Here is a 20,347-nt window from a genome sequence, read left to right as displayed (position 1 = left end):
TGGACAATGTCAGAAATAAGGAGGCAAAATTAACGTATTTAACCTTTGTTTTATTCAAATGCATAATATTATTTCCCAAAAGCCTCCTCAATTTTCTTCAGCCCAGCTTCCATCAGAGGTTTCATCGTCTTTCCTAATTCCAATGTCACCTCCTCAAATCTATGCAGTCGTTCAATCGTGTCTGACCAGCCAACTCCTTCCAACACTTCCATTTGCTTCATGAAATCATGTTCTCGATGTGCCCCTGCGTTATGCCGTATCTCAGAAAGCACAGGTTCCTCCTGTTTAAAGAAATCAGCTAGTTTCTTCCTGGCAATTCTGGTCTTGGCCAACGCAGCCTCCGACAACAACCTTTGGGCTATATCTTGATACTTCTTTCCTGTAAGTTCATTCAAATCTTCACACCATTCATACATCATCACAGAAGCATCAACAGCAATCCTTTCCCTACTACTTTCATTATTTTCAAAATACAGCAACTTCTGAATTCCTTTAGTCTCATACGAACACTGCTGGATTTGCGCTGCAACATTTAGTACGAACTCTTGTTCCTCAAAAGCACGTTTTTGGGTCATAAGTTCATGAGTATGCCACCCAGCAGCAATTCTCTCACCAATCAATGCTAATTGTTGCTGGCAATGCCTTATCTGTATTTTGAACAGTTCAAGACAATTTTTCTCCTCTAAACTGATTGCTTCTAAAGTTTCTTTTATCTTATCGCCATCAGTAGAGTTCATTCGCTGTTCTAAATAGTAATCCAAACATTTTTTCATAATTATTTCTCTCCTCCCTTCTTCAACTGCCCAATCAGATTCTCTATTCTCTCCTCCAACATCCGCTGTCCTCTTACTTCCATCAGCATCTTTGCCGATGGCCACTCTATTTCTATCCTCTGCAGTAACCATTTTACAATATTATCAGCCAACGTCATACTACATTCCGAAAATACCGTCAACAATGCCACAATGCTCAGTATATTCTCCAGCATCACCTCATGCAGATAGTCCCGACAACCATCATCCTTTAGCTTCGCAGCCACCTCTACAGCCACTCTAAACGGCACAATAAAATCATCTCTTAATATATATTCGTTATCGCAGCGCCGATACTCATGCAAATAGACATCCACCAAGTTTTTCCATAACGGGAATAAGCTACTATCCTCAACTGTCTGAATTTCAAACACCCTAAATAGACAACAAATTAAATACGCTTCCCGTCTTGCTTCTGCGTAAACCTGCTGGTAGTCCAAATTCCATCCCTGAAACCGCGTCGCAACACCATTTACAAATCCACCAAAATCCAAATCTGGCTTAATTAAAACCATCAGTTTCGCAATTGTTCGCTGTCGTTTCTCTTCAACTTTTGATTTCTTTTCCATATTGGAAAAGTTCTCTCTTATAAGGCATCCCGTCAGTTTCTCATATACTTCTTTTCCATAAGCCTCATCATGATCTTCCACGGCCTTATTGGCCATCAGCAGTAGCATATTCAGATTCAAATCCTTTTCTGGAATTGAGTTTAACTGAACAACTTTCGACAAGTCATCCCATATCTGATATATGCAGCGATTATAACTTGCACTATACGGATTACTTAAGGTGTCATCTCTTAGCGGCTCATTGGTTGCCCATGCTAGAATCCTTTCAGATTGCAAATGTAGCGCAAAGCAACCCATGATTTCATGAATCATCACAGGCAGTTCTTTCTCCCATTCTTCTTTTACTGCTTGGCCTTCCTTTTTCAATTCCTGTGCCTTAGGATTCTTATCATAATTCCTACGCTCATCATCATAACTTATCAGATGTCCAGATGCTCTCGTAAGCCATTCAAACCAATGATCCAAAAGCGACAACAAAAACGTCTGCGGATAATCCAGTCGTCTAACGTCTATCGTCTTCAGTACATTGCAAAAATCACGATGGCTTTTCAAACAATAGCAAAATGCCATCTGCAAAGGTACGTAATGCAGGTTAAACAGTATCTCCGTCCATTTGGCATAGTCTGCTTTCTTTATCAGATTATAGCCAGCAACAAAAATGGCATCAGGCAGTAGTGTCAGCGATGCAACATATTCTAAACTTCCCAATTCAGTCAGCTGCTCCTCGTCACTCCCTTCCGTAAATAGCTTTAAAAAGTATTCATCTGTTCCTGCATATCTAATGCCTCTGGCCATTATCGTCTTGGCATCAATAATTGCAGCCGGGTTTTCAGCCGCTTTCTCCGCATCTTTACGTATCCTCTCCTGCTCTTTTTCCCATTCCGCATCTTTTTCTTGTGCAGAAGCCAACTCTCTCGACAACATCATGGAGAGGTCATTATTGATAAACAAATCTTTCCTTTCCATTTCGTTTACTCCATTTTGTATGAAACGTTCCCATCGTTACACCACCCACATAGTAAATTATCTAATTCCATGCAGGCACTATCAAAGAGTTTAATGATGCAACAAGCTCTATTTCCGAACTCACTTAGCGAGGAACCTATCTGCCATCCTTCTCCTTCAGTCAGCACAAATCTATCATGCAGCCGTCCTTTTCCTGTAATACAATAAATGGTGACCTTATTCCCGTTCGCATTTGCGTTGAAACTCGCAACCAAAGCCTTTAGTTCATTCTCTATATCTTGAAACTGTTTTTGTAGACCATGAGCTACAATCTCCAATTGCTCTTTACAGTTCACGATAGTTATCTCAAGGTCTTTTTCGCTTGCCAATGGCATGATATATTCATTAAACTGGTCTGTTGCAAAGTATGGGTCTGCTATCATCAGATGCTTCTTTGCCCTTCCCAACATCTTTTTCACACAGTCTTTGGCTTCTTTCTGGTTTTCAGCCTTCTTGGTTGGATCTCCGTCAAAATACACGAACTCCATCCTCGACCGTTTTATCTTTGCCTCTTTTTCAAGTATTGCCGTTCTCAGATAGTGTTCCAATCCCACGGTCTTGACTGGTACCGGCGATGGCTGTTTCTTTTGGCGTTGGTTTGAATAAAATGACATAGTAGAACCAAAAAACACTATACTCCTCAGGAAAAACAGCACTTCACCTGCTCCATTTTCCACATCCAGATCTATTCTTCTTGGCCTGCTCCCCATTTGCACTAAGGCAAACGTCTGTCCTTTTGTCACTTGCTGGGTAAAAACATTAGGGGTACTTTGCTTATCAGTCACCTTTTCCGTCACTTTCACATACACATCTTCTTTAGTCGCCTCTACCCGCCAGTCTATTTCACACCTCACTGCAGGCATCATTGGCACCGTCTCTACATGCACAGCTTTAATAGGGCTATAATGTACCACATAAATGCAACCTATATGTAGAGGATTGTCAGCAAGGTTGATACCAAGATGCTTCTTCGTAAAAGCTCCTACCTTGTTAAGATTGATATTGTGCGTTCCCAAGAAATTGTACATCAGTCGCTGCAAATCAAACCAAGCCCATGTCTGTTGCACGGATTGCGACTCTGGCAGCATGTCGGTCACAGAATCTATGTCAAAGCTTCCTTTTTTCAGCATGAATCCATGATTGCCAGGATCAGGATCTCTCCGCATATCTCCCCATAGCATTTCCACTTTGCCTTGCAACACCACGTGTGGCAATGGGGCATCCTCTACATTTGCAGTTATATCTACCTCATCAACATGCACGCAGATATCGAACCTGCCATCGTTGTTAAAGTCTTTTCCTTTGGGATGCATGTGCTGCGGTGATGGTGTAACCATATCTGGCCACAACTTCTCAAACACGCAGAACAACATATAGTCTTTTTTCGTCTGCGTGTCATCAAGTGTCACTATAGTTCTACGGTATTTACTCATCCTTTATCACCTGTTCCCAAATATCTTGTTTCATCGCAGTAAGAGGGCGCTTTAAGGCATCTTCCCTGTTTGGATAGGTACCAAGAATATACCTTCCAAAGTCAAATTCCTCTATCTGCAAGTCCTTAAACTGGCTGTTGGTTGCACTTATTATACCTTTTGTATATATTCTGTTTCGCCATAGCAGTTCCTCCACCTCGTCATCATGCTCTGCATATATTTTATCTATATCAAAGATGTAATTGAACTGCTCTGCCAATGTACCGTCTTTTCTGGCCACTACACGTTTCGTTGGGTTAGCCTCATCACATAGGTAAGGCTTTACGCCCTTACACTTACCCTTGGTATGAAAATCTATCACATCTTGCTCACTGATGGCGAAATGTAGCGGTGCTGGATCTGGATCACCCTCCTCATAATAGACAGAAAATGACAAATCCTGCGCCGATTTACGCTTATTGCACGAACTGCAACATGGTTGCAGATTATAGAAATTTGTACATAAATAGGGATATTTCGACTTGGGCTTATTATGGTCCATCTCATAATAACCACCTCGGCGGGGAATAACTATTGCTTTCTTCGGGCGTCCTGGCTTGCCTAACATAATTTTCTCGCGTACATCTTCTATGAGCGTCGTAATCGCAAATTGGGCGTTGCAATAAACACAAGTCTTTATCTCTAGTTTATTAACATATTTGGGCAGTACTTCTTTTCTAACCTTGTTATATCCCATTATATCTACTATCATTTCATATAATGGTTGCTTTTCCTTTTCTCTCAGTTTTACTAAAACTTCATCAACCTTTATTGTTCCCAGCCTTCCATCTATATCGCTCATCACACCATCATATTTCGATGGCAATAGATTGTTTATCTCCCCGTAATGGCCGGCTATCTTGCCAACATACTGCGACACACTTTGGTATTCATCACCCTTATAACAATTCACATTGTCAGGCGTGCAGACATAAATCTTAGTTGTTCGCTTTTTCAGCTCTTCAGCCAAGTTCCGCAAACAAGCCTCAACATCTCCCACTACGCGTGACATATCTTTCACATAGTCAGCGGCTAGGTCTTTTATTCTTTTATCAATCAGTATTCTCCTCATCAGTTCTCCTTGTCCAGTCCCAACCTTTCATATTCTTTCTTCAACCAAGCCTTATAGCCCTGGCTTTCCCTACCATATTTTTGCGCATATAGTTTGCGTAGTTGCATTTTTACCACATCGTCACCTACCAGTTCTATCAGTTGGTCTGTCGATTTCATGTTCCATTGACGTTTGCTTGAATTACCCAGAAGATATTGAACCAAATCATTAATCACCTCACTGGCAAACTCCCCTGCGAACCCTCCTTTCAAGAAAAAGCTCTCTGCAAGCAGTTCGTTAATATTCGAAGCAAACGTCTGTACCTTCATGATTGCTCTTGCATCTTTTCCATCTTTTAAATACAGGATATTGCTCTTTATCACATCGCTCAGTATAAAAGGTGAATGTGTCACAAACAACAGAGATATACTTTTCACATTCTTCAAATTCGACTGCCTAATCTGTTTCAGCAGACAATTGATATAACCTTTCTGATATTCTGGGTGAAAATAAAGCTCCACTTCTTCGAACACAACAAACAAGTTCTTGTACTGGATTTTACTGTCATCTGTCTGTTCCGCATCAAGATTTCGAAGATGATAGATAAACGAGCCCACTGAGTTTAGTCTTTGCCTTTCTCCTGAACTCATCGAAGCCATATCATGATATTTTTCTTCTTTCTCATCCTGATACCTGATAATAATATCTCCGATAAAGATTGGCGGCGGCAGTAGACTCATAATCTTACTCACGCCGTCATAGCCTTTGTACCCCGTCAGCAACTTCTTCAAATCCTTGAATGTGACGTAATACGTATTCTCGGCCTTCACCTCATACTTGGGTATGCTCTCTTTTGCAGGGCTTGCCTGATAGTATTTATTTGCCTCCTGATAGTTCCTGATGTAGTTCAGTGCCTGCCTCAACTTTAAGGTTGTATAGTCATCTTTTTCAAGTATCTCTTGCAAATCGCCCTTCATTCTATTAAAGCCAATGTTCTTTGATATAGGGTTTACCAACATTTCAAAGGTCCTGTCCTCAATGTAGCTATGATCCCTATAGGGGGTATAGGTGTTCATAATTTCCATCACCTTATACAGCACATACAACTTGGCAGCATATAGCGGTTGTTTTCTATTCTCAATGGCTTCATTCAGGTCACAATCTATCTCTACGCACTTTTCCTGCAACATATCCCATAGTTTCATAACCCTTACCATGCGATAAAACTCTGCATAGTTCATGGTCTTGAATGGTTCGCTCTTCAAGAACTTATCTATTCCTGCCTGATATGGCTTTAGGTCGCTTAATTTGTAATATAACTGATGATCGGTCAACTTGGTCGCATACTTATTGAAGTCTGTTTCGCTGCTACGGTTCATCCAGTCTTTTGCAAGCGCGTCCCCTACCAATGTCATGAGTTTCTTATTTCTCTTATATAGCCCATCAAACTCCCTCCAGAAGTCCATAAAATGATTACTAAGGGCTTCCTTCTGTTCTTGATACTCATCCTTGGCACCCGTCACTGGTACAAAAAATATATCTACGCTCTGCCATGAATAATCATCTCTGTAATGTTCAGAAAAGAATGCCTCTATCGTTTTCTTAACAAACTTCGACTCTTTCTCCTGATAAAAAGCAAAACCTATGGCCGTTTCATGCTCTTTTATCTTCCGCTCTTCCTCGTTATCACCTGAAATAGTGTATAAACTCAATAGGCGTTGATACGACAGATGTTCTTCATTGTTCACATCAATATTTCCCTTTGTACGCATGGGATTCAGTACTACAGGTGTTTGATACGAATCATTCTTATGGAACAGTTCATCTATCCAACTGCCACCGTCTTTCGTTTCATTCATCATCGTGAGTGAGTTATATGCATAGAGCGAATAGTTTATCACCATCGTATAAAACAGTTCCTCCAAGTGCAGTTCCTTCAGTCTCTGTTTCTTTGTGATATCATTTTCTCTCAAATCTATATCCTCTATCTTCTCACCATCCTTATAGCACGACATATTAGGGTTCCCATTTGTATCAAAAGCTTTTTCTCCTCCTTCACATCTAATCGCATAGATATGCCCTTCCACTTCATAATACAATATTCCTGCCACACCTATGTTATAGTGTAGCGATTCTTGGTCTGTAAGGAAACCAAAGGCGTATGCAAAGTTATTCAATAGTCGTAATGCCATCTCCACGAATGTGCTTTTTCCATCTCCGTTTTGGCCCACCACGCCTGTAACTGTAACCGCGATTTCTCTTCCGTTATCACATGTCACGTTATACAGTCCGTTTTCTACGCCACGTTCTGTTTTTGCACATTTCAGTGTATTCTCATTGCCATTATCCTCTTGGTAATAGTCAAAGAGAAGGTATGTTTCACCCACCTTTAGGACCTTATGAACACTCTCATAACATCCCTCCAATATTTTAATACCTAGTATTTTAAACATAAATTCCTCCTTATCTCGGCGACGTCAACGAAAACCCTTCCGTATATATCAGCTCATCTATCTCATTTCTCACACTCTCATATTCCTCGCTATTCATCACATCGTTTCCGCTCCGCAACATAATAGGATTATATTTCTCTGGCAGCAGATTAAGTTCACTGTCCGTCAATGACAATATTAGTTGTGAGTCTGATGGCCGTCCATTGATGATAAAATCGATAGTCGAACTAAATCCATTATCATCCAAACCCTTTTGTTTTGGCTCGTCGATAACGATAGGCGAGAAGAATGGGCAGTTATACTTCTGCATCACATAGTAGTAGGCGTATGTATATGCCACGATATGTTTCACCACATTCGATCCCGTTGTATTTATTCTACTTCCAAGTTTGAATCGTTTTTGATATTCGCTCTTGTCCAACCCAAACTCTCGGAGCGTTTTCTTTAGATACGCATCAAAATCCTTTTCTATTTGCTTCTTTATCTCTTCCTTGTTTACTCGTTTAAGATTATCTTTAAGATATTTGATTTCACGTTCCAGTTTAATCTTTTCGTCCAAAAGATCATTGGTCGCACGTGTCATAACAGTCTCCACATGCTCCTTCATCTTTTCTATGAACATATCTTCCAAAGACACCTTATCGCTCTTATTGCTAAAAGAAGCCTGTATACTGGCTATCTTTTGCTTAATTCTATCTGATAATATCTCCTTGGTGTTTATCTTTTCTGTTATTTCCTCCAGTCGTTTGTTGTTCTCTATCAACAGACTTTTACATCTATCCCGGTCATCCAACATTCTGAAACGCTCATACTGGCCATTTTCCACCATTGCACCACACATGGGGCAACATAGTTCTGTCGGGCTTTTCAGCGCATAATTGAAATCCTTATTGATTTCCGCAATATTCTCCTTCAGTTGGTCAACATTAAACTGATAAGAATATTTGGCTGCATATAGCTTTTCCAGTTCTTGAAGAATTTGTTTTTGTTCCTCCTTTAGCTCTTTCAATTTTTCCAAAACATCTTGAATACCACGATTAAAGTCTTCGTCATTAAATGGTAGTCTTTCTGCCTCTTTATACTTCGCCATGAAAGTACTCTTAAACTTCAAGCTACCGCTTATTTCGTTGACGACATCCTTCAGTCTGGATTCCGATTGGTCTAAAAGGCATTTATACGAATAATATTCTTCATCGATGGCACCTGTATGAAACAACATGGCATTATGCTTACCCCCATTCAGTCCAAGCAAAGAGTTCCACGGTTGGTCCCACCCTTTATCTTGGTCTATGTAAAAAGGCATAAACAGGCATCCAGTCGACAGAGTCAGGCTATTACCATCCTTGTCCTTAAAGAATGGTGGAATACCCAGCAAATTGTTCATTTCTTCGGCTATCTTTTGCTTGTTCCAGTCATGGAAGCGAAGTGTATTGTCTGGATTAAACACATACACATCACTTGCCACTCTCACAGCTTTAAAATTTACCCCATCTATCGTAAATTTCAGCAGCGAGGCCACATTGGCTCGTTCCCACCGTCGAGCAAAAGGATAGACTGTAGCACCAAGTGTGTAATACAAAGTCTTTAATATGCTCGACTTTCCCGACTCATTACCACCTGCTACTATCACCAAGTCATTGTCCAGATTGATTCTCCTGGCCGCCCCGCTGTAACTCATCAGGGCTATTTCCTTGAATCGTATTTTTTTCATACCGTTTCGTTCTAAGATTACGAATAAGTATATTCAGTTTCCCTTTGTTATCTTGCATACTCCAATAGTATTAAAGCCAACAACTCGTCATCAGAGAATCCCCTATAATTATTATACACGCCCTTCAGTTTGGCAAGCACATTGTTTGCGGCAGTCCAATGGTTATCGTCTTCCAACATATCCACTGTGTTATACTCGTTTACCATATTTTTAATGAGAGTACACAGTTGCAGGAACTCCACATCATTATAATTATAAATCCATGTCTTTATTCTCTCATTGAGGATGTTTCTGAATTCCATCTCTCGTTTCAGGTTTATCTCTCCAAATTTAGCCTCTTTGAGAAATTCATTCCTTACAATCTTACAATGTTCATCGTATGATTTGAAAGTGGATAGCTGTTTTATGAAATTGGCAAATTCCTCATGTCTAATGCTTTTCCTCGTAGTAAGAACGTTCTCATCAGTTATCAAATCATCATAGTTTTGTTTCCCCTCTATTTCGCCATACAAAGCGTCATACATGGTTTCTCTCTTTATTTCGCCAAGGGGTATTTTTTCATCTATAAACGTTTGTATCTCCTGAAGAAGTTCCGATTTGTAGTCATTTACGCTCAGTTGTTCTTGGCTTACATACAAATGCTCCCATACCCCTTCTTTCAAATCTTTTATCTCCTGCCTTACCTTTTCCATTGTCTTCATTCTTATGTTTTCATGAAACTTTGAAAAAGGTACTTTCGATGGAACGTAGTCTTCCCCTTTAGCATACTGCGATGTATTAAAGAAAGAGTTTGTAACGAAATAGAAGTCTCTTGTCCTAGTAAAATCAACTGAATGTTTCAGCAGTTTTGCTAAGATAGACAATTTATCGCCATCCTTGGCATTATATAAATCACTCATTAGCCAATAATCCCCTCTCAATGATTTCACTTGGAAGAAATCTATTTGAGGGTCATCAGCCAAGGAGTCGATTACCATAATATCCTCATGATAATCAAACACTATCATATAGTCTCTCCCTTTCCTCTCAAGTTCCAACATCTTCATCATAGCCCAATTCTTCTGATAGCCATATCTGTTAGATATTGTTGAACCCGAGTTGTCATCAGGTTTTAGTTCTATGATTTGCCTAATTGCTTCTTTCATTGCTCTCTCTTCTTTGTCTTTTTCCAGCGATGCATCGCTGCCTCCTTGTCCTCGTATACTGCAACACCATCGCAACCGGTATTCTCACACTAAATATGTATTACTTGGCCTCAAGCATCTTTCAATATGCCTGAAATACTTTCTCTTTGCATTGAGATAACGTGTATCGAAATACATGGTATTGTCTGTTAGTATAATATCTTCGTATTTGTATCTACCCGATGTTGGCAACGGGGCGGTTACGTTTCTTACCACAATCGCCTCGATAGTCTCAATACCATTTCTCATACAATAAAAGCACCGCGTATTACCCTCGATAACATACAATTTCCCATTATGTTCTTCAAGCACAGGCGGTCCTACCAAAGACTCTTTCTGCCCAAAATCTATTGCAGCGGCACTAAATGGAGGAAGATTTGCGTCTTGATATAACTGATGTATCAAATCTATGTTAATGTACTTGTAGTTAAGTACATACTTTGTCAGATATTCCACATCTTTAAGGGCTATAGTCTCAAAGCTAAGACTTGCTCCTTGATACAGTGGTTCTTGCTGTATCATTGAAATGATAGCAGCATCGTTTACCTGCTTAATCCCGATAGCAGTATTCCCCACAGTTTGGTATGGTGCTCCCAACAAGGGCACATTGGCCGTAATGTTATTCAGTGCCGATTTCAAAAGAGGTTTGTCAACTGCCGTACGATAATACTTCCCTTTACCTGTCGCATCGTTCGATATAATTGCCTCCCACTTATCACCACTTCTCCTCACGAAGTATCCTATCATTGGTAGTGTAGTTTGCACCTCATATATCTCGCACCCCATGTATCGAAGCATCCTCCTTCTGGCTTCTTCATCTGTTTGACTATTTGCGGTAGGGCTCTCACAATAAACATTCACCTTCACACCGTCATTGAACCATCCAACAAGAAGAGGAAACATTTCTCTTGACCATACAGTATTATGAGCAATTACAAATATTTCTGCAAGATCATGTGTCTCATTCAAACTTATCAAGGATATCTGCGTGCGCATCTCTATGCTCTTGTTCAGCATATCTTCATGAGCAGTAAGATTGGCCGAAGGACGCTGCTTCCTATCAAAAAACTCCTTCGTGCTCTTTTCGCCTTGTGATATAAGAGCATTCAACCACGCCTTATCCTTAATCTTCTCAAATTCCAGTGCGCCATAATCCCTAACGTCAATAGGAACAACATAACATTTCGGAACTAATTGGCTCTGCACTTCCACATTCGCGTTAGTTATGGTTGTCAATACATTCATCAGTATATCAAAGGAACATGTGTCTTTAACCGATTCAGTCTCTTTGGACAACAAGTTAAATGCAAGTATTTTGTCGAAATGGTTGCTGGTCTTTAAAGCAAATGCCGGCATATTACTAACTATGCCTCCATCTGTATAGCGTTTATCCTGTAATCTAAAGAAATACGTAAATGCAGAGGAGCAAACCACGGCATGGGCTACGGATTCGTCGGGCGTTTTTTCGCGAGAGAATTCTTTATAAGTGTGCCTACACAAATCAGAGGCTATGATTGTGAGCGGCATTCTCAAATGATAAAACCTGACCACGTCATCCATATGGAGCAATTCCGCTAATTCCTTGTTGAGTATTTCTTCCAATTTCGATGGGTCAATAACATACCCCCTTCTTACTCCAGTGATAATTTTCGTAATAATTGACTTTCTGTACCATGGCACATGAAACAAAACATCAGGATTCATCCGGTCAACAATTGACCTCATCTGTTTAGGAGTAGCGCCTGCTGCTATAAATGCAGCAAAGATTGAGCCTGCTGATGTTCCACATACCTCAGTAAAAACCACCCCAGCATCAACGGCAGCTTTATAAGCACCCACATAAGCAAAGCCTCTGCATCCACCTCCCTGGAACACACCTTTGCATGTGGTGAACTGATCCACCTTTCTTATCCTTCCAGTCTTAGTCATCTATCTTCTTTATTAATTGGGGTACAATTCCGTTTTTCTCACCCATCCTCAGATTACTTGAACCATTAATCAATTGATGGGCTACCCATCGGCAATCAACCAATGTCGACAACAACAATGAATGATAGAGCAATGATTTGTAATCCGATTCACATAACACGTCAGATCCGATAAAATGATACGAAGAGCCACTGTACATCAAATAGCCGTGCTTAAGGTCTAATAGTTTTAATCCTGCAATAACCCTGCTCGTATTTTTATCATTTACCTCACAAAGAAAATCCATAAGAGGGATATGGGCATATCTGCCATCTTTCAACATCACCTGAGAATTAAGCACAAACCCTTTTGTCTCCATTTGGACTAACGATGCCTTTAGATGTTCATCAACAGCAATAAAGCGATAATCATAATTATGCCGATGAAACATGTAACATCCTACTTCATCCGTAAGCGCATGTTCATCATTAGAATAATCTATTTGACACACACACACTTTAAAAATGTCTGTACCTCTTGCAATATTTACAATAGCATCTATAGTGTTCATATCGCGACTAACTCATCTTTTCCTCAGCCCCCATCACATAACTCTCCTCTTCCCAATCAAGAGTATAAATGATTGGCAGTGGATTAATCAATTCTTTCTTCAAGCTTTCAATAAAGTCTCTCGCACTTGGTATATCTTTACTCTCATATTTCATCTGTGCAATCTCATGCTTAAAGACAATATCCAACCCTTCACCATTCGACTTTACATATAACGGAAATACGATATCATAAACAGACCATTTCTTTTCCTCAGATATAAATTCTGTAGCATACAGGTCTATCTTATCAGTATCTGGTTCATATTGAATATGAAACAGTCCTTTCTTATAATTTCCCACCTCTCTGCGTAACAATTCTATATTAGTCACTTTGCGGAAAGTTACGTTGTCAAACACTTGCCTAATAGCCTCATTTATAAAAGTATCATACTCATCGTCCGCATGGTCACTTTTTCGCACATAAACAATCTTGGCAGCATTTGCCATTTTAAATTCAGGCAATCTCCTCACCACATTGTATTCAACAATCTTTATATTACAATTTTCCATAATCTATAGTTTTATATTACTTCTTCTGTCTGCCCCGACACCGTCGCGGCCCTCATAACCACAAAGAGGCACAGCCTCATCAGCCATACCCCTTTAACAATCTCCTATCCCTTCATCTCCATAAAATTCTTATTCCGTTCCTCAGCCCTGTGGTTCCTCCCCCCACCTCGGCACAAGCCCTAAACATCCTCCATATTATCTACAAGCACACCCGCTCAGAGCAAGCCGTACTCCGATATTCATTCTCATACTTTTCAATATGCTTCTTCCCTATCTCTACCAATCCTTTTAATTCTTCTGCAGCACCAATCCCTGCTTTAAACAAGGCAATATTACAATAACCAATCTCCGCATTGAATTTGTCCAGCAAGAATTGTTCGATAGGACTTATCAACTTGCCCTTTGTTCGTATCTCACTATTCAATTGAGCCAAACGTTCACTATAGTAACCTTTCACATCTTCAATCTTAACCACATCATTTACCTTCGAACCAAGAAGATACACTCCAACAGCAGCCTTAACAAAATCGTTCTTCACTAAGTCTTTGGCTTTAGATACGATGTCTTCAGCCGACAATTCTGTCAGTTTCTTACATGATGGCAAATCTTTGATAGGTACCATTGTTCTTGCGATATCCTTTAGCTCACAAAGCATATCCACGATATCAAGCGTTGCAATTCTTATATCCAAATCATCTTTGGTTTGATATGCTTTTACCTTATTCACACAACGTTGCATGCCCAACATTGACGTTTCAAAGCAATCTTCGAAAACGGTGATTGTATCATGACAATAATTTCTAAACAGAGCTCTTTGCTGGATATAGTCAACACCATTCCGGCTGTTATACTTTTCACACAATTTCGATATTTGTGTCTCAATATAACCGATTTCTTTTACGCCAACAAATATTTCTTTCATTTTAGCCATTTCCACGTCTATAACCCATAACCATCTAACCAATCTCCTTCAGCATCCCTGCCGGCACCCACGCTATCGCCACGCTCGCCACACCTTCTATCTCCACTACTACCCTCTTACACCTCTTCACTCTCCTGATTACGCCCGTCACGCCCTCAAACGCGCCGCCCATAATCTCCACGCGCTTGCCTTCCTTCCCCAAAACCGTCTCATCATCCAGAAACATCACGCTGTCGTCAGTCCGCGAAGCCACCCGCATAAAATTCTCCATCTCCCCGTCCGCCACCGTCATAATGGCGTGTTCACGAGCGGCCGTATGGTCCATCATATACCTCAGCGGCTCCAGCACCTCATTTGTCCTCTTCAACTCGCTCACTCGTTCCTGCGTCGACCGCACGAAAATCAGGTTGTTGATAGCCGGCACCAGCACCCGCCGCAGTTCCGTATCCCCGTTATTGTGCCTTTCCACCACCTTATACCTCATCGGCACAAAGTTCTCTATTCCCAGCCGGTCCAGCTCCGCCTTCACCTTCATCTCCCGCTGATACGTCACCCTCATCGGAAACCACATCTTGGGGTCACCACACATCCTTGTGTCGCGTCCCTGTCCTTTTCCCGACTCTGTCCTCGGCCCACTCACATCAGCCCTCAGACATCTTCCATCTTCCATCTCCATCATATCACTCTGGTCTTCAGTAGCTTTATGACTTCAACATTTCAATATCGATGCAATGTCGGTGCCGCCCGACTTCTTGCCTTTCAAGGCACAAAGATAGTGAAATATTTCTATTTTTCTACAATCTTATGCATTTTTTAACATAATCTCTCATGCCATCCTTTTCCGCTCTCGTCAATCATCGCAAAAACCGTTATAAACAATTCGCCCCTGCAACTCCATCCAGAGTCACAGGAGCTGATTATGCACCATAAGAAGTAGCCATTCAACATGAACCACTAGTATTCCACTTCTCTTCTTGCGTAATAGCCTCTATTTTTACAATATTCCCTCTTATTCAGCGTTATATATCATAGAGTCAACACATTCATTCATGTCCAGGCAACCAAGAGTAACATCAGGAACTGAGATATATCATGTGATGATGCGAGGCATCAATCACCAGAACATCTTCGAGGAGCCAGAGGACTTCTATCAGTTCATCAATATCCTCGACAGAATGCGCACTCAGTATGATGATGAGGGTAACTCCTGTGGCACTAACTGCATCTATTACGCTTACTGCTTGATGTCAAACCACTTTCATCTGCTCATTCGTGAGCGTGATGAGAAAGTTGGTGATACCATCAAGAGAATTGCAGGTGCATATGTCTATTGTTACTCTGATCAAGGACTATGAATATAGCTCCTGGTGTGAATACGATGGCACCGTTGAACCCGTCTTTCAGATTTGTAATACTCAAACAGTAGTAAACCGTATTCCATTCAATGATTTCAGAATCGCAGGCGTTTCCAATAGCAGCGAATTCCAAAAGCTCGACAGAGAAACCCAGTGGCAGGCATTCATTCAGCTTAAGGAACTTGGAGCATCCGTCCGTCAGCTTCAACGCCTAACAGGCATAGACCGAGGAATCATTCAAAGAGCAAGGTGAGCTAAGCATTTGCCCCAGGGGGCATGTATCCCCCACCTGTGTCAGTATCTGTCCCCTGACATATTTGGCTATTGCACTGCTTTCTTAAAATTCAGCTGACTACACTCCGAGTTCCAAACTCCATTCATAGACGGGCTGAATCTTCATCTTGTGACCATCCTCCTCTATTTCGCCGCTCTCATGGTCAGTGAGTAGCAACAGATTTTCGCATTTGGTCTGTCTGGCGGCAAGCAGTAGGCCATTCTTCTCACGCTTGTAAGTATTTTCAGCAGAAATATCGTATGACACCTGTATGGCTTGTATGACCTGATTACCTTTGCAGACCACAAAGTCGCACTCGCCCGAACGGTCGTTCAGGTAATAGACATCCAATCCCTCCGACTTGCATTTCCTGACAAGGTGAATGGCTACGATGGTCTCCAGCCGATGACCAAGGTTCTCGCCCGCAAAGGCATTCTCGCGTTGGTCCATCATGGCCACGTCAACGGCATAGACCTTTTCCTGGACAGAGCGTTGCTTGCTCTTTTGCGAATACTTCTGAATGCCCACCAGCATATAGGCTTCCTTCAAGTATTTCACGTAGTTCTTGGCCGTATGCTCCGACTTGAAATGGAACAGATCAGCCAGGTCAGTAGTGACGACAATGGCAGGCGATACGTTCAGGAGGTGATGGGCAAGGTTCTCAAATGCAGCCTTGTAGGCAATCTTGTATCTCTGCTCGATGTCGCGTTTCAGAATGTTGTCCACCAATGAACTCACGTAATTTCTGTTGTCGTCTATCATCAGCAACTCAGGAAAGCCGCCCTGCTTCAGATACTCGTCGAAAGCCGCCCTGCGGAATGCCTCTGCCTTCGTGGTGCGACGTTCTGTGTCCACATCTTTCATCATGCAGAACTCCCTGAAAGAGAAAGGATAAAGTGATATTTCCTTATTGCGACCAGAGAGGTGCGTGGCCAACTCGCCGCTGAGCAGTTTGGCATTGGAACCTGTGATGATAACGTGCATTTTCTTTCTCAGCATACGATTGACGAACAGATGCCATCCTTCGACATTCTGTATCTCATCGAGGAAAAGATACTGAAAGTCGCCGTATATCTTATACAGAATCTCCAGCACGTCGTTCAGCTGGTCTGCCTTGAGGTCAACCAACCGTTCATCATCGAAGTCAGCGTATGCAAACTTCAGGCTGTGATTGTGCATAGCCTGATAGCAAAGCGTTGACTTACCGCTTCGCCTGACACCAATGACTACCTGTGCCTGAGTGCTTTTGAAGTCAATCAGACTTTCTTCACGCCGCTGGCATAATGCCTCTTCAGCTCTGCCTTCCATTTCCTCCTGCTGGTCAGTGAGGATGAATTCCAATGTCCTTTTGTCAACCATAACGATGATATTTTGGGTGCAAAGATACGAAAAAAAACGTAAAACGCGATATTTTACATAAAAACATAGCATCAGAATACGATATTTTACAAGAAATAGTGTCTCGGAACGCGATATTTTACATAATAACGCAACAATTTTAAAAGTGTAGTTTTGACATTTATCATTGAAAAGTGTAGTTTTTTTGCCATCAAAAGTTATTGAAAAGTGTAAAAAAACCTGCTGTAAGTGCTTTCAGTTCATTGTAAATCAAGCTCTATCTGAACGATGAGTGCTCACCAGATAGAAATCAACTCGGGAAAGGACCACACGGACATAGTGCGCTCAACAATCTCCTGAATAAACTCCGATTTCATCTGATTATAGTAGTCTTTATATCATTCCTCAAAACAAACAAATTTCACCTAATAATACATAAAAGGTATAGGCAAAGGGAACGATATCACATAATAATTCGTAAATTTGCACAGTCGAATTAGAACTAAGAGTGTGTCCGACATTCAACAGGACAAGGCGTGTGTATAAAATATCAAAATGATTTGAGTGCATAGACCTCAGTCAGAACGACAAATTAAATGAAAGTAACAATTGAAACAGAAAGATGAAAACAATGAAACTCTGGAGAATCGCCTTCATGATGCTTGCTGCTTTCTCCCTCGCCTCTTGCAGCAGCAATGACAACGAGCAGGATAAGCCCTTTACTGTTTGTCCCGAGGAGCAGATTAAGTTCTTCGTCTGCGAAGCGAGTGGCGAGACAAGGGGCGCGACTGCCACCATTGACACCCTCTTCACCGAGGACGATATCGAGTGGTTCAACGTTAGCACCCGCGAGATCCGCTTCAAGAAGCAGGATGAGCAACTTTTCAATAAGCTGATGAAGAACTATCATAAAGAGGGACTGGAGTTCCGCCTTGGTGAGAACTTCTTGTTTGAGGTCAGCCGTTTCGTGTCCGATTTCGACAGCCGCATTTTCTACGACCTTGTTCTGCACTATTCTACGATTGGCGAGGACGAGGGCAATCCACGCTACTATCTGCACGACTGTTACCCAGCACAGTTCATTAACGACGAGCGCACGCAGGCCAACATCAAGAAGAATGCCATGCAGTGGGAGACCTTCACGATGTATCTTGAGAGCAAAGGCAAGTTGAAGAAGTAAATGAACATGAAAACCCGAACCGTCATATCACTTTTGGTTGTCACCCTCGCATTCGCCTCTTGCGAAAGCGACGAACCAAGATATGCCGACCCGGAGGCACACGAAAAGACCGTGAAGCTGAATGAGCAGTACGGGCCGCTCATGGTCGGCACATGGCACTACGAGAACATCAGCGACACGCAGCGCTATTTCGAGCGCCTCACATTCCAGACCGACGGCACACTATCGGGTATGCGCAAATGGCAAACCCGCAAGCTCGTCACCATCGACGGGGAGCAACTCTATACCGATTGGGAGAATGTGGAGCCTTTGGAAGGAACTTTCTCAGGTACATGGAAACTGAGTTACTACAGCCCGGAAGGGGGAAATGGCGAGAAGCGCAACTGCCTGTTGCTGAATGCCCACTATGAGGGTGCAAATAGTGGACACATGGCCTATTCCAATATCGCCACCTTCGACTACGCCGATGAAACGACGCTTCGATTCGAAGGATTTTACTTCAAAGACAAGGATGGATGGATTACCTTCCTTCGTGGCGAGGCAGAACCGGGGTTCTGAAAGATACAGTAACGAGAAATACATATTAGATTGTCCATTTCCGGACACCATGAGTGTCCAGAAATGGACACTTTATTTTATGCCGTTGCTGATTATCAGGCAGTTATGAGTTTGGCACGGTTTTGGCATATAATAAGGAAGACAAAATAACGCAACAGATATGAGATATTTCAGACAGGCCCTCGCCCTAATGCGCGAGGAGAAACTTTTTTCCGGCATCTACATCGCGGGCACGGCCTTGGCCATTGCCTTTACGATGGTGATGGCCGTAGTGTATTACATCAAGTTGGCGCCCATCTATCCGGAGCCAAACCGCGCACGGACGGTCTACTTCGAGGGTCTGCGCATTGAAGCGGAGAACGGCGGCATGGGGCAGATGGGCTTCAGCGCCAAAGCCTTTGAGGAGTGGTTCAAGTCCAGCCCGAACATTGAGTACGCTTCGCCCACGCTGTTGGCGGCAGGTACGGGTAAAATGGAAGGGCGCTGCCACACCTTTGTGGAACGCGGCAAGGATGACTATGTGGACGTCGTGTGCAACGAGACTAACGCCGACTTCTTCCGCATCTATGAATACGACTTCCTGAGCGGTCGGCCCTTCACCCAGAAGGAGGTGGAAGACAAGGAGGCTGTCTGCGTCATCAGCGATGCCCTGGTGGAACGGTTGTTCGGAAAGGGCGTGGATGCTTTAGGTAAGACGGTAACGATAGAAAACCGCCCCGATGTGCGCGTGGTGGGCGTGGTGCGCAGCGGTAGTCAGCTTACCCCCGACAGTTATGTTGACATCATCGTGCCCTACACCCTGGTGGAAACACATTTCGGCAATGCCTACCATGGCTTCTACTCCATCGTGGCCACAGTGAAAGACGACGCACATCTGCTGGCGCTGAAGCAGCAACTCGACGACCTGGCCGCACGCATGCAGCAGGCACATCCTGAAGTGGTAGAGTCGAGTTTCAACTTTGGCGAGGGTGTAAAGATGAAACTGGTTTTGACCCGAAACCTGGCCACGCACCCCGTGCACATGCTCCGCTCCGAGAATCGCGACAGCGTGTTCGGGGTGGTTACGGGGTGGCAATTGGTCATGCACTACGCGGGCATCCTGTTCGTGCTACTCTTCGTGCCGGCACTGAACCTCTGCGGTATCGTGGCTGGACGTATGGAGCGACGCTCGGCGGAGATGGCCGTGCGCAAGACCTTCGGTGCCAGACGCACAACGCTACTGAACCAAGTGATAGCTGAGAACCTGGTACTGACAACTATCGGAGGCATCATCGGCCTCGTATTCTCGTGGCTCGCCATCTACGGTCTGCGAAGGGAAATCCTCGGCATGTTCTTCGACAATAGCACGCTCAATACGGCTCCGATTGTTGAGGGCGAGATGCTCTTTGCCCCCTCACTGTTCATTGGAGCCTTTGGGGCGATACTCGTGCTTAA

At 42.6% G+C, this 20,347-nt stretch carries 17 protein-coding genes; 4 read left to right on the top strand and 13 right to left on the bottom strand.

Annotated features, from left to right (window positions below; translation table 11 throughout):
- Window positions 1-68 precede the first annotated feature (68 nt).
- The 12 genes from Q0R57_RS10430 to Q0R57_RS10375 form a co-directional block, all read right to left on the bottom strand.
- Complete coding sequence (locus tag Q0R57_RS10430; RefSeq protein ID WP_294747121.1) at window positions 69-773, bottom strand: hypothetical protein; 705 nt, start codon at window positions 771-773, stop codon at window positions 69-71.
- Between the two features lie 2 nt (window positions 774-775).
- Window positions 776-2,347 carry a hypothetical protein gene (locus tag Q0R57_RS10425; RefSeq protein ID WP_294747118.1) on the bottom strand — a complete coding sequence of 524 codons (1,572 nt, stop codon included), beginning with the start codon at window positions 2,345-2,347 and terminating at the stop codon, window positions 776-778.
- A 5-nt stretch (window positions 2,348-2,352) separates the two neighbouring features.
- A complete protein-coding gene (locus tag Q0R57_RS10420; RefSeq protein ID WP_294747116.1) occupies window positions 2,353-3,819 on the bottom strand; it encodes a hypothetical protein in 1,467 nt (488 codons plus the stop codon).
- Complete coding sequence (locus Q0R57_RS10415) at window positions 3,812-4,930, bottom strand: hypothetical protein (protein ID WP_294747113.1); 1,119 nt, start codon at window positions 4,928-4,930, stop codon at window positions 3,812-3,814. Before Q0R57_RS10415 ends, Q0R57_RS10420 begins: the two co-directional genes overlap by 8 nt.
- Entirely contained in the window at window positions 4,930-7,362 is a 2,433-nt protein-coding gene (locus tag Q0R57_RS10410; RefSeq protein ID WP_294747111.1) for a hypothetical protein, read from the bottom strand. The genes Q0R57_RS10415 and Q0R57_RS10410 overlap by 1 nt, the downstream gene beginning before the upstream one ends.
- Before the next feature lie 10 nt (window positions 7,363-7,372).
- Window positions 7,373-9,073, bottom strand: coding sequence for a hypothetical protein (locus tag Q0R57_RS10405; protein ID WP_294747108.1), 1,701 nt, complete (start codon window positions 9,071-9,073; stop codon window positions 7,373-7,375).
- Between the two features lie 47 nt (window positions 9,074-9,120).
- A complete protein-coding gene (locus Q0R57_RS10400) occupies window positions 9,121-10,218 on the bottom strand; it encodes a dsDNA nuclease domain-containing protein (RefSeq protein ID WP_294747106.1) in 1,098 nt (365 codons plus the stop codon).
- An 84-nt stretch (window positions 10,219-10,302) separates the two neighbouring features.
- A complete protein-coding gene (locus Q0R57_RS10395) occupies window positions 10,303-12,186 on the bottom strand; it encodes a patatin-like phospholipase family protein (RefSeq protein ID WP_294747103.1) in 1,884 nt (627 codons plus the stop codon).
- Window positions 12,179-12,736 carry a hypothetical protein gene (locus Q0R57_RS10390; RefSeq protein WP_294747100.1) on the bottom strand — a complete coding sequence of 186 codons (558 nt, stop codon included), beginning with the start codon at window positions 12,734-12,736 and terminating at the stop codon, window positions 12,179-12,181. The genes Q0R57_RS10395 and Q0R57_RS10390 overlap by 8 nt, the downstream gene beginning before the upstream one ends.
- A 7-nt stretch (window positions 12,737-12,743) precedes the next feature.
- On the bottom strand, window positions 12,744-13,286 hold the full coding sequence (locus Q0R57_RS10385; protein ID WP_294747098.1) for a hypothetical protein: 543 nt from the start codon (window positions 13,284-13,286) through the stop codon (window positions 12,744-12,746).
- Window positions 13,287-13,485: 199 nt separating this feature from the next.
- A complete protein-coding gene (locus tag Q0R57_RS10380) occupies window positions 13,486-14,217 on the bottom strand; it encodes a hypothetical protein (RefSeq protein WP_294747095.1) in 732 nt (243 codons plus the stop codon).
- A gap of 25 nt (window positions 14,218-14,242) precedes the next feature.
- Window positions 14,243-14,887, bottom strand: a complete 645-nt coding sequence (locus Q0R57_RS10375) for a UpxY family transcription antiterminator (RefSeq protein ID WP_294747092.1) — start codon at window positions 14,885-14,887, stop codon at window positions 14,243-14,245.
- A 370-nt stretch (window positions 14,888-15,257) separates the two neighbouring features.
- Between Q0R57_RS10375 and Q0R57_RS10370 the strand changes: the two genes are divergently transcribed.
- The gene (locus tag Q0R57_RS10370) at window positions 15,258-15,563 is read left to right on the top strand and encodes a hypothetical protein (RefSeq protein ID WP_294747089.1); all 306 of its coding nucleotides are present in this window, start codon (window positions 15,258-15,260) and stop codon (window positions 15,561-15,563) included.
- Between the two features lie 352 nt (window positions 15,564-15,915).
- Here Q0R57_RS10370 and Q0R57_RS10365 read toward each other — a convergent pair whose 3' ends face one another.
- Window positions 15,916-17,196 (bottom strand): ATP-binding protein, encoded by a 1,281-nt coding sequence (locus Q0R57_RS10365; protein ID WP_294747086.1) that lies wholly within the window; start codon window positions 17,194-17,196, stop codon window positions 15,916-15,918.
- Between the two features lie 610 nt (window positions 17,197-17,806).
- On the opposite strand from Q0R57_RS10365, the gene Q0R57_RS10360 reads away from it, so the two are divergent.
- The 3 genes from Q0R57_RS10360 to Q0R57_RS10350 form a co-directional block, all read left to right on the top strand.
- Window positions 17,807-18,355: a hypothetical protein gene (locus Q0R57_RS10360; protein WP_294747083.1), complete on the top strand. Its 549-nt coding sequence runs from the start codon at window positions 17,807-17,809 to the stop codon at window positions 18,353-18,355.
- Between the two features lie 6 nt (window positions 18,356-18,361).
- Window positions 18,362-18,913 carry a hypothetical protein gene (locus Q0R57_RS10355; RefSeq protein WP_294747080.1) on the top strand — a complete coding sequence of 184 codons (552 nt, stop codon included), beginning with the start codon at window positions 18,362-18,364 and terminating at the stop codon, window positions 18,911-18,913.
- Window positions 18,914-19,073: 160 nt separating this feature from the next.
- A partial coding sequence (locus tag Q0R57_RS10350; RefSeq protein ID WP_294747077.1) for an ABC transporter permease occupies window positions 19,074-20,347 on the top strand: 1,274 nt, incomplete at its 3' end.

This window comes from uncultured Prevotella sp. (genome assembly GCF_946407605.1).
In the GTDB taxonomy this organism is placed as follows: domain Bacteria; phylum Bacteroidota; class Bacteroidia; order Bacteroidales; family Bacteroidaceae; genus Prevotella.
Note: the sequence above shows the minus strand (reverse complement) of the source record. Positions and strands in the feature narration are given on the sequence as shown.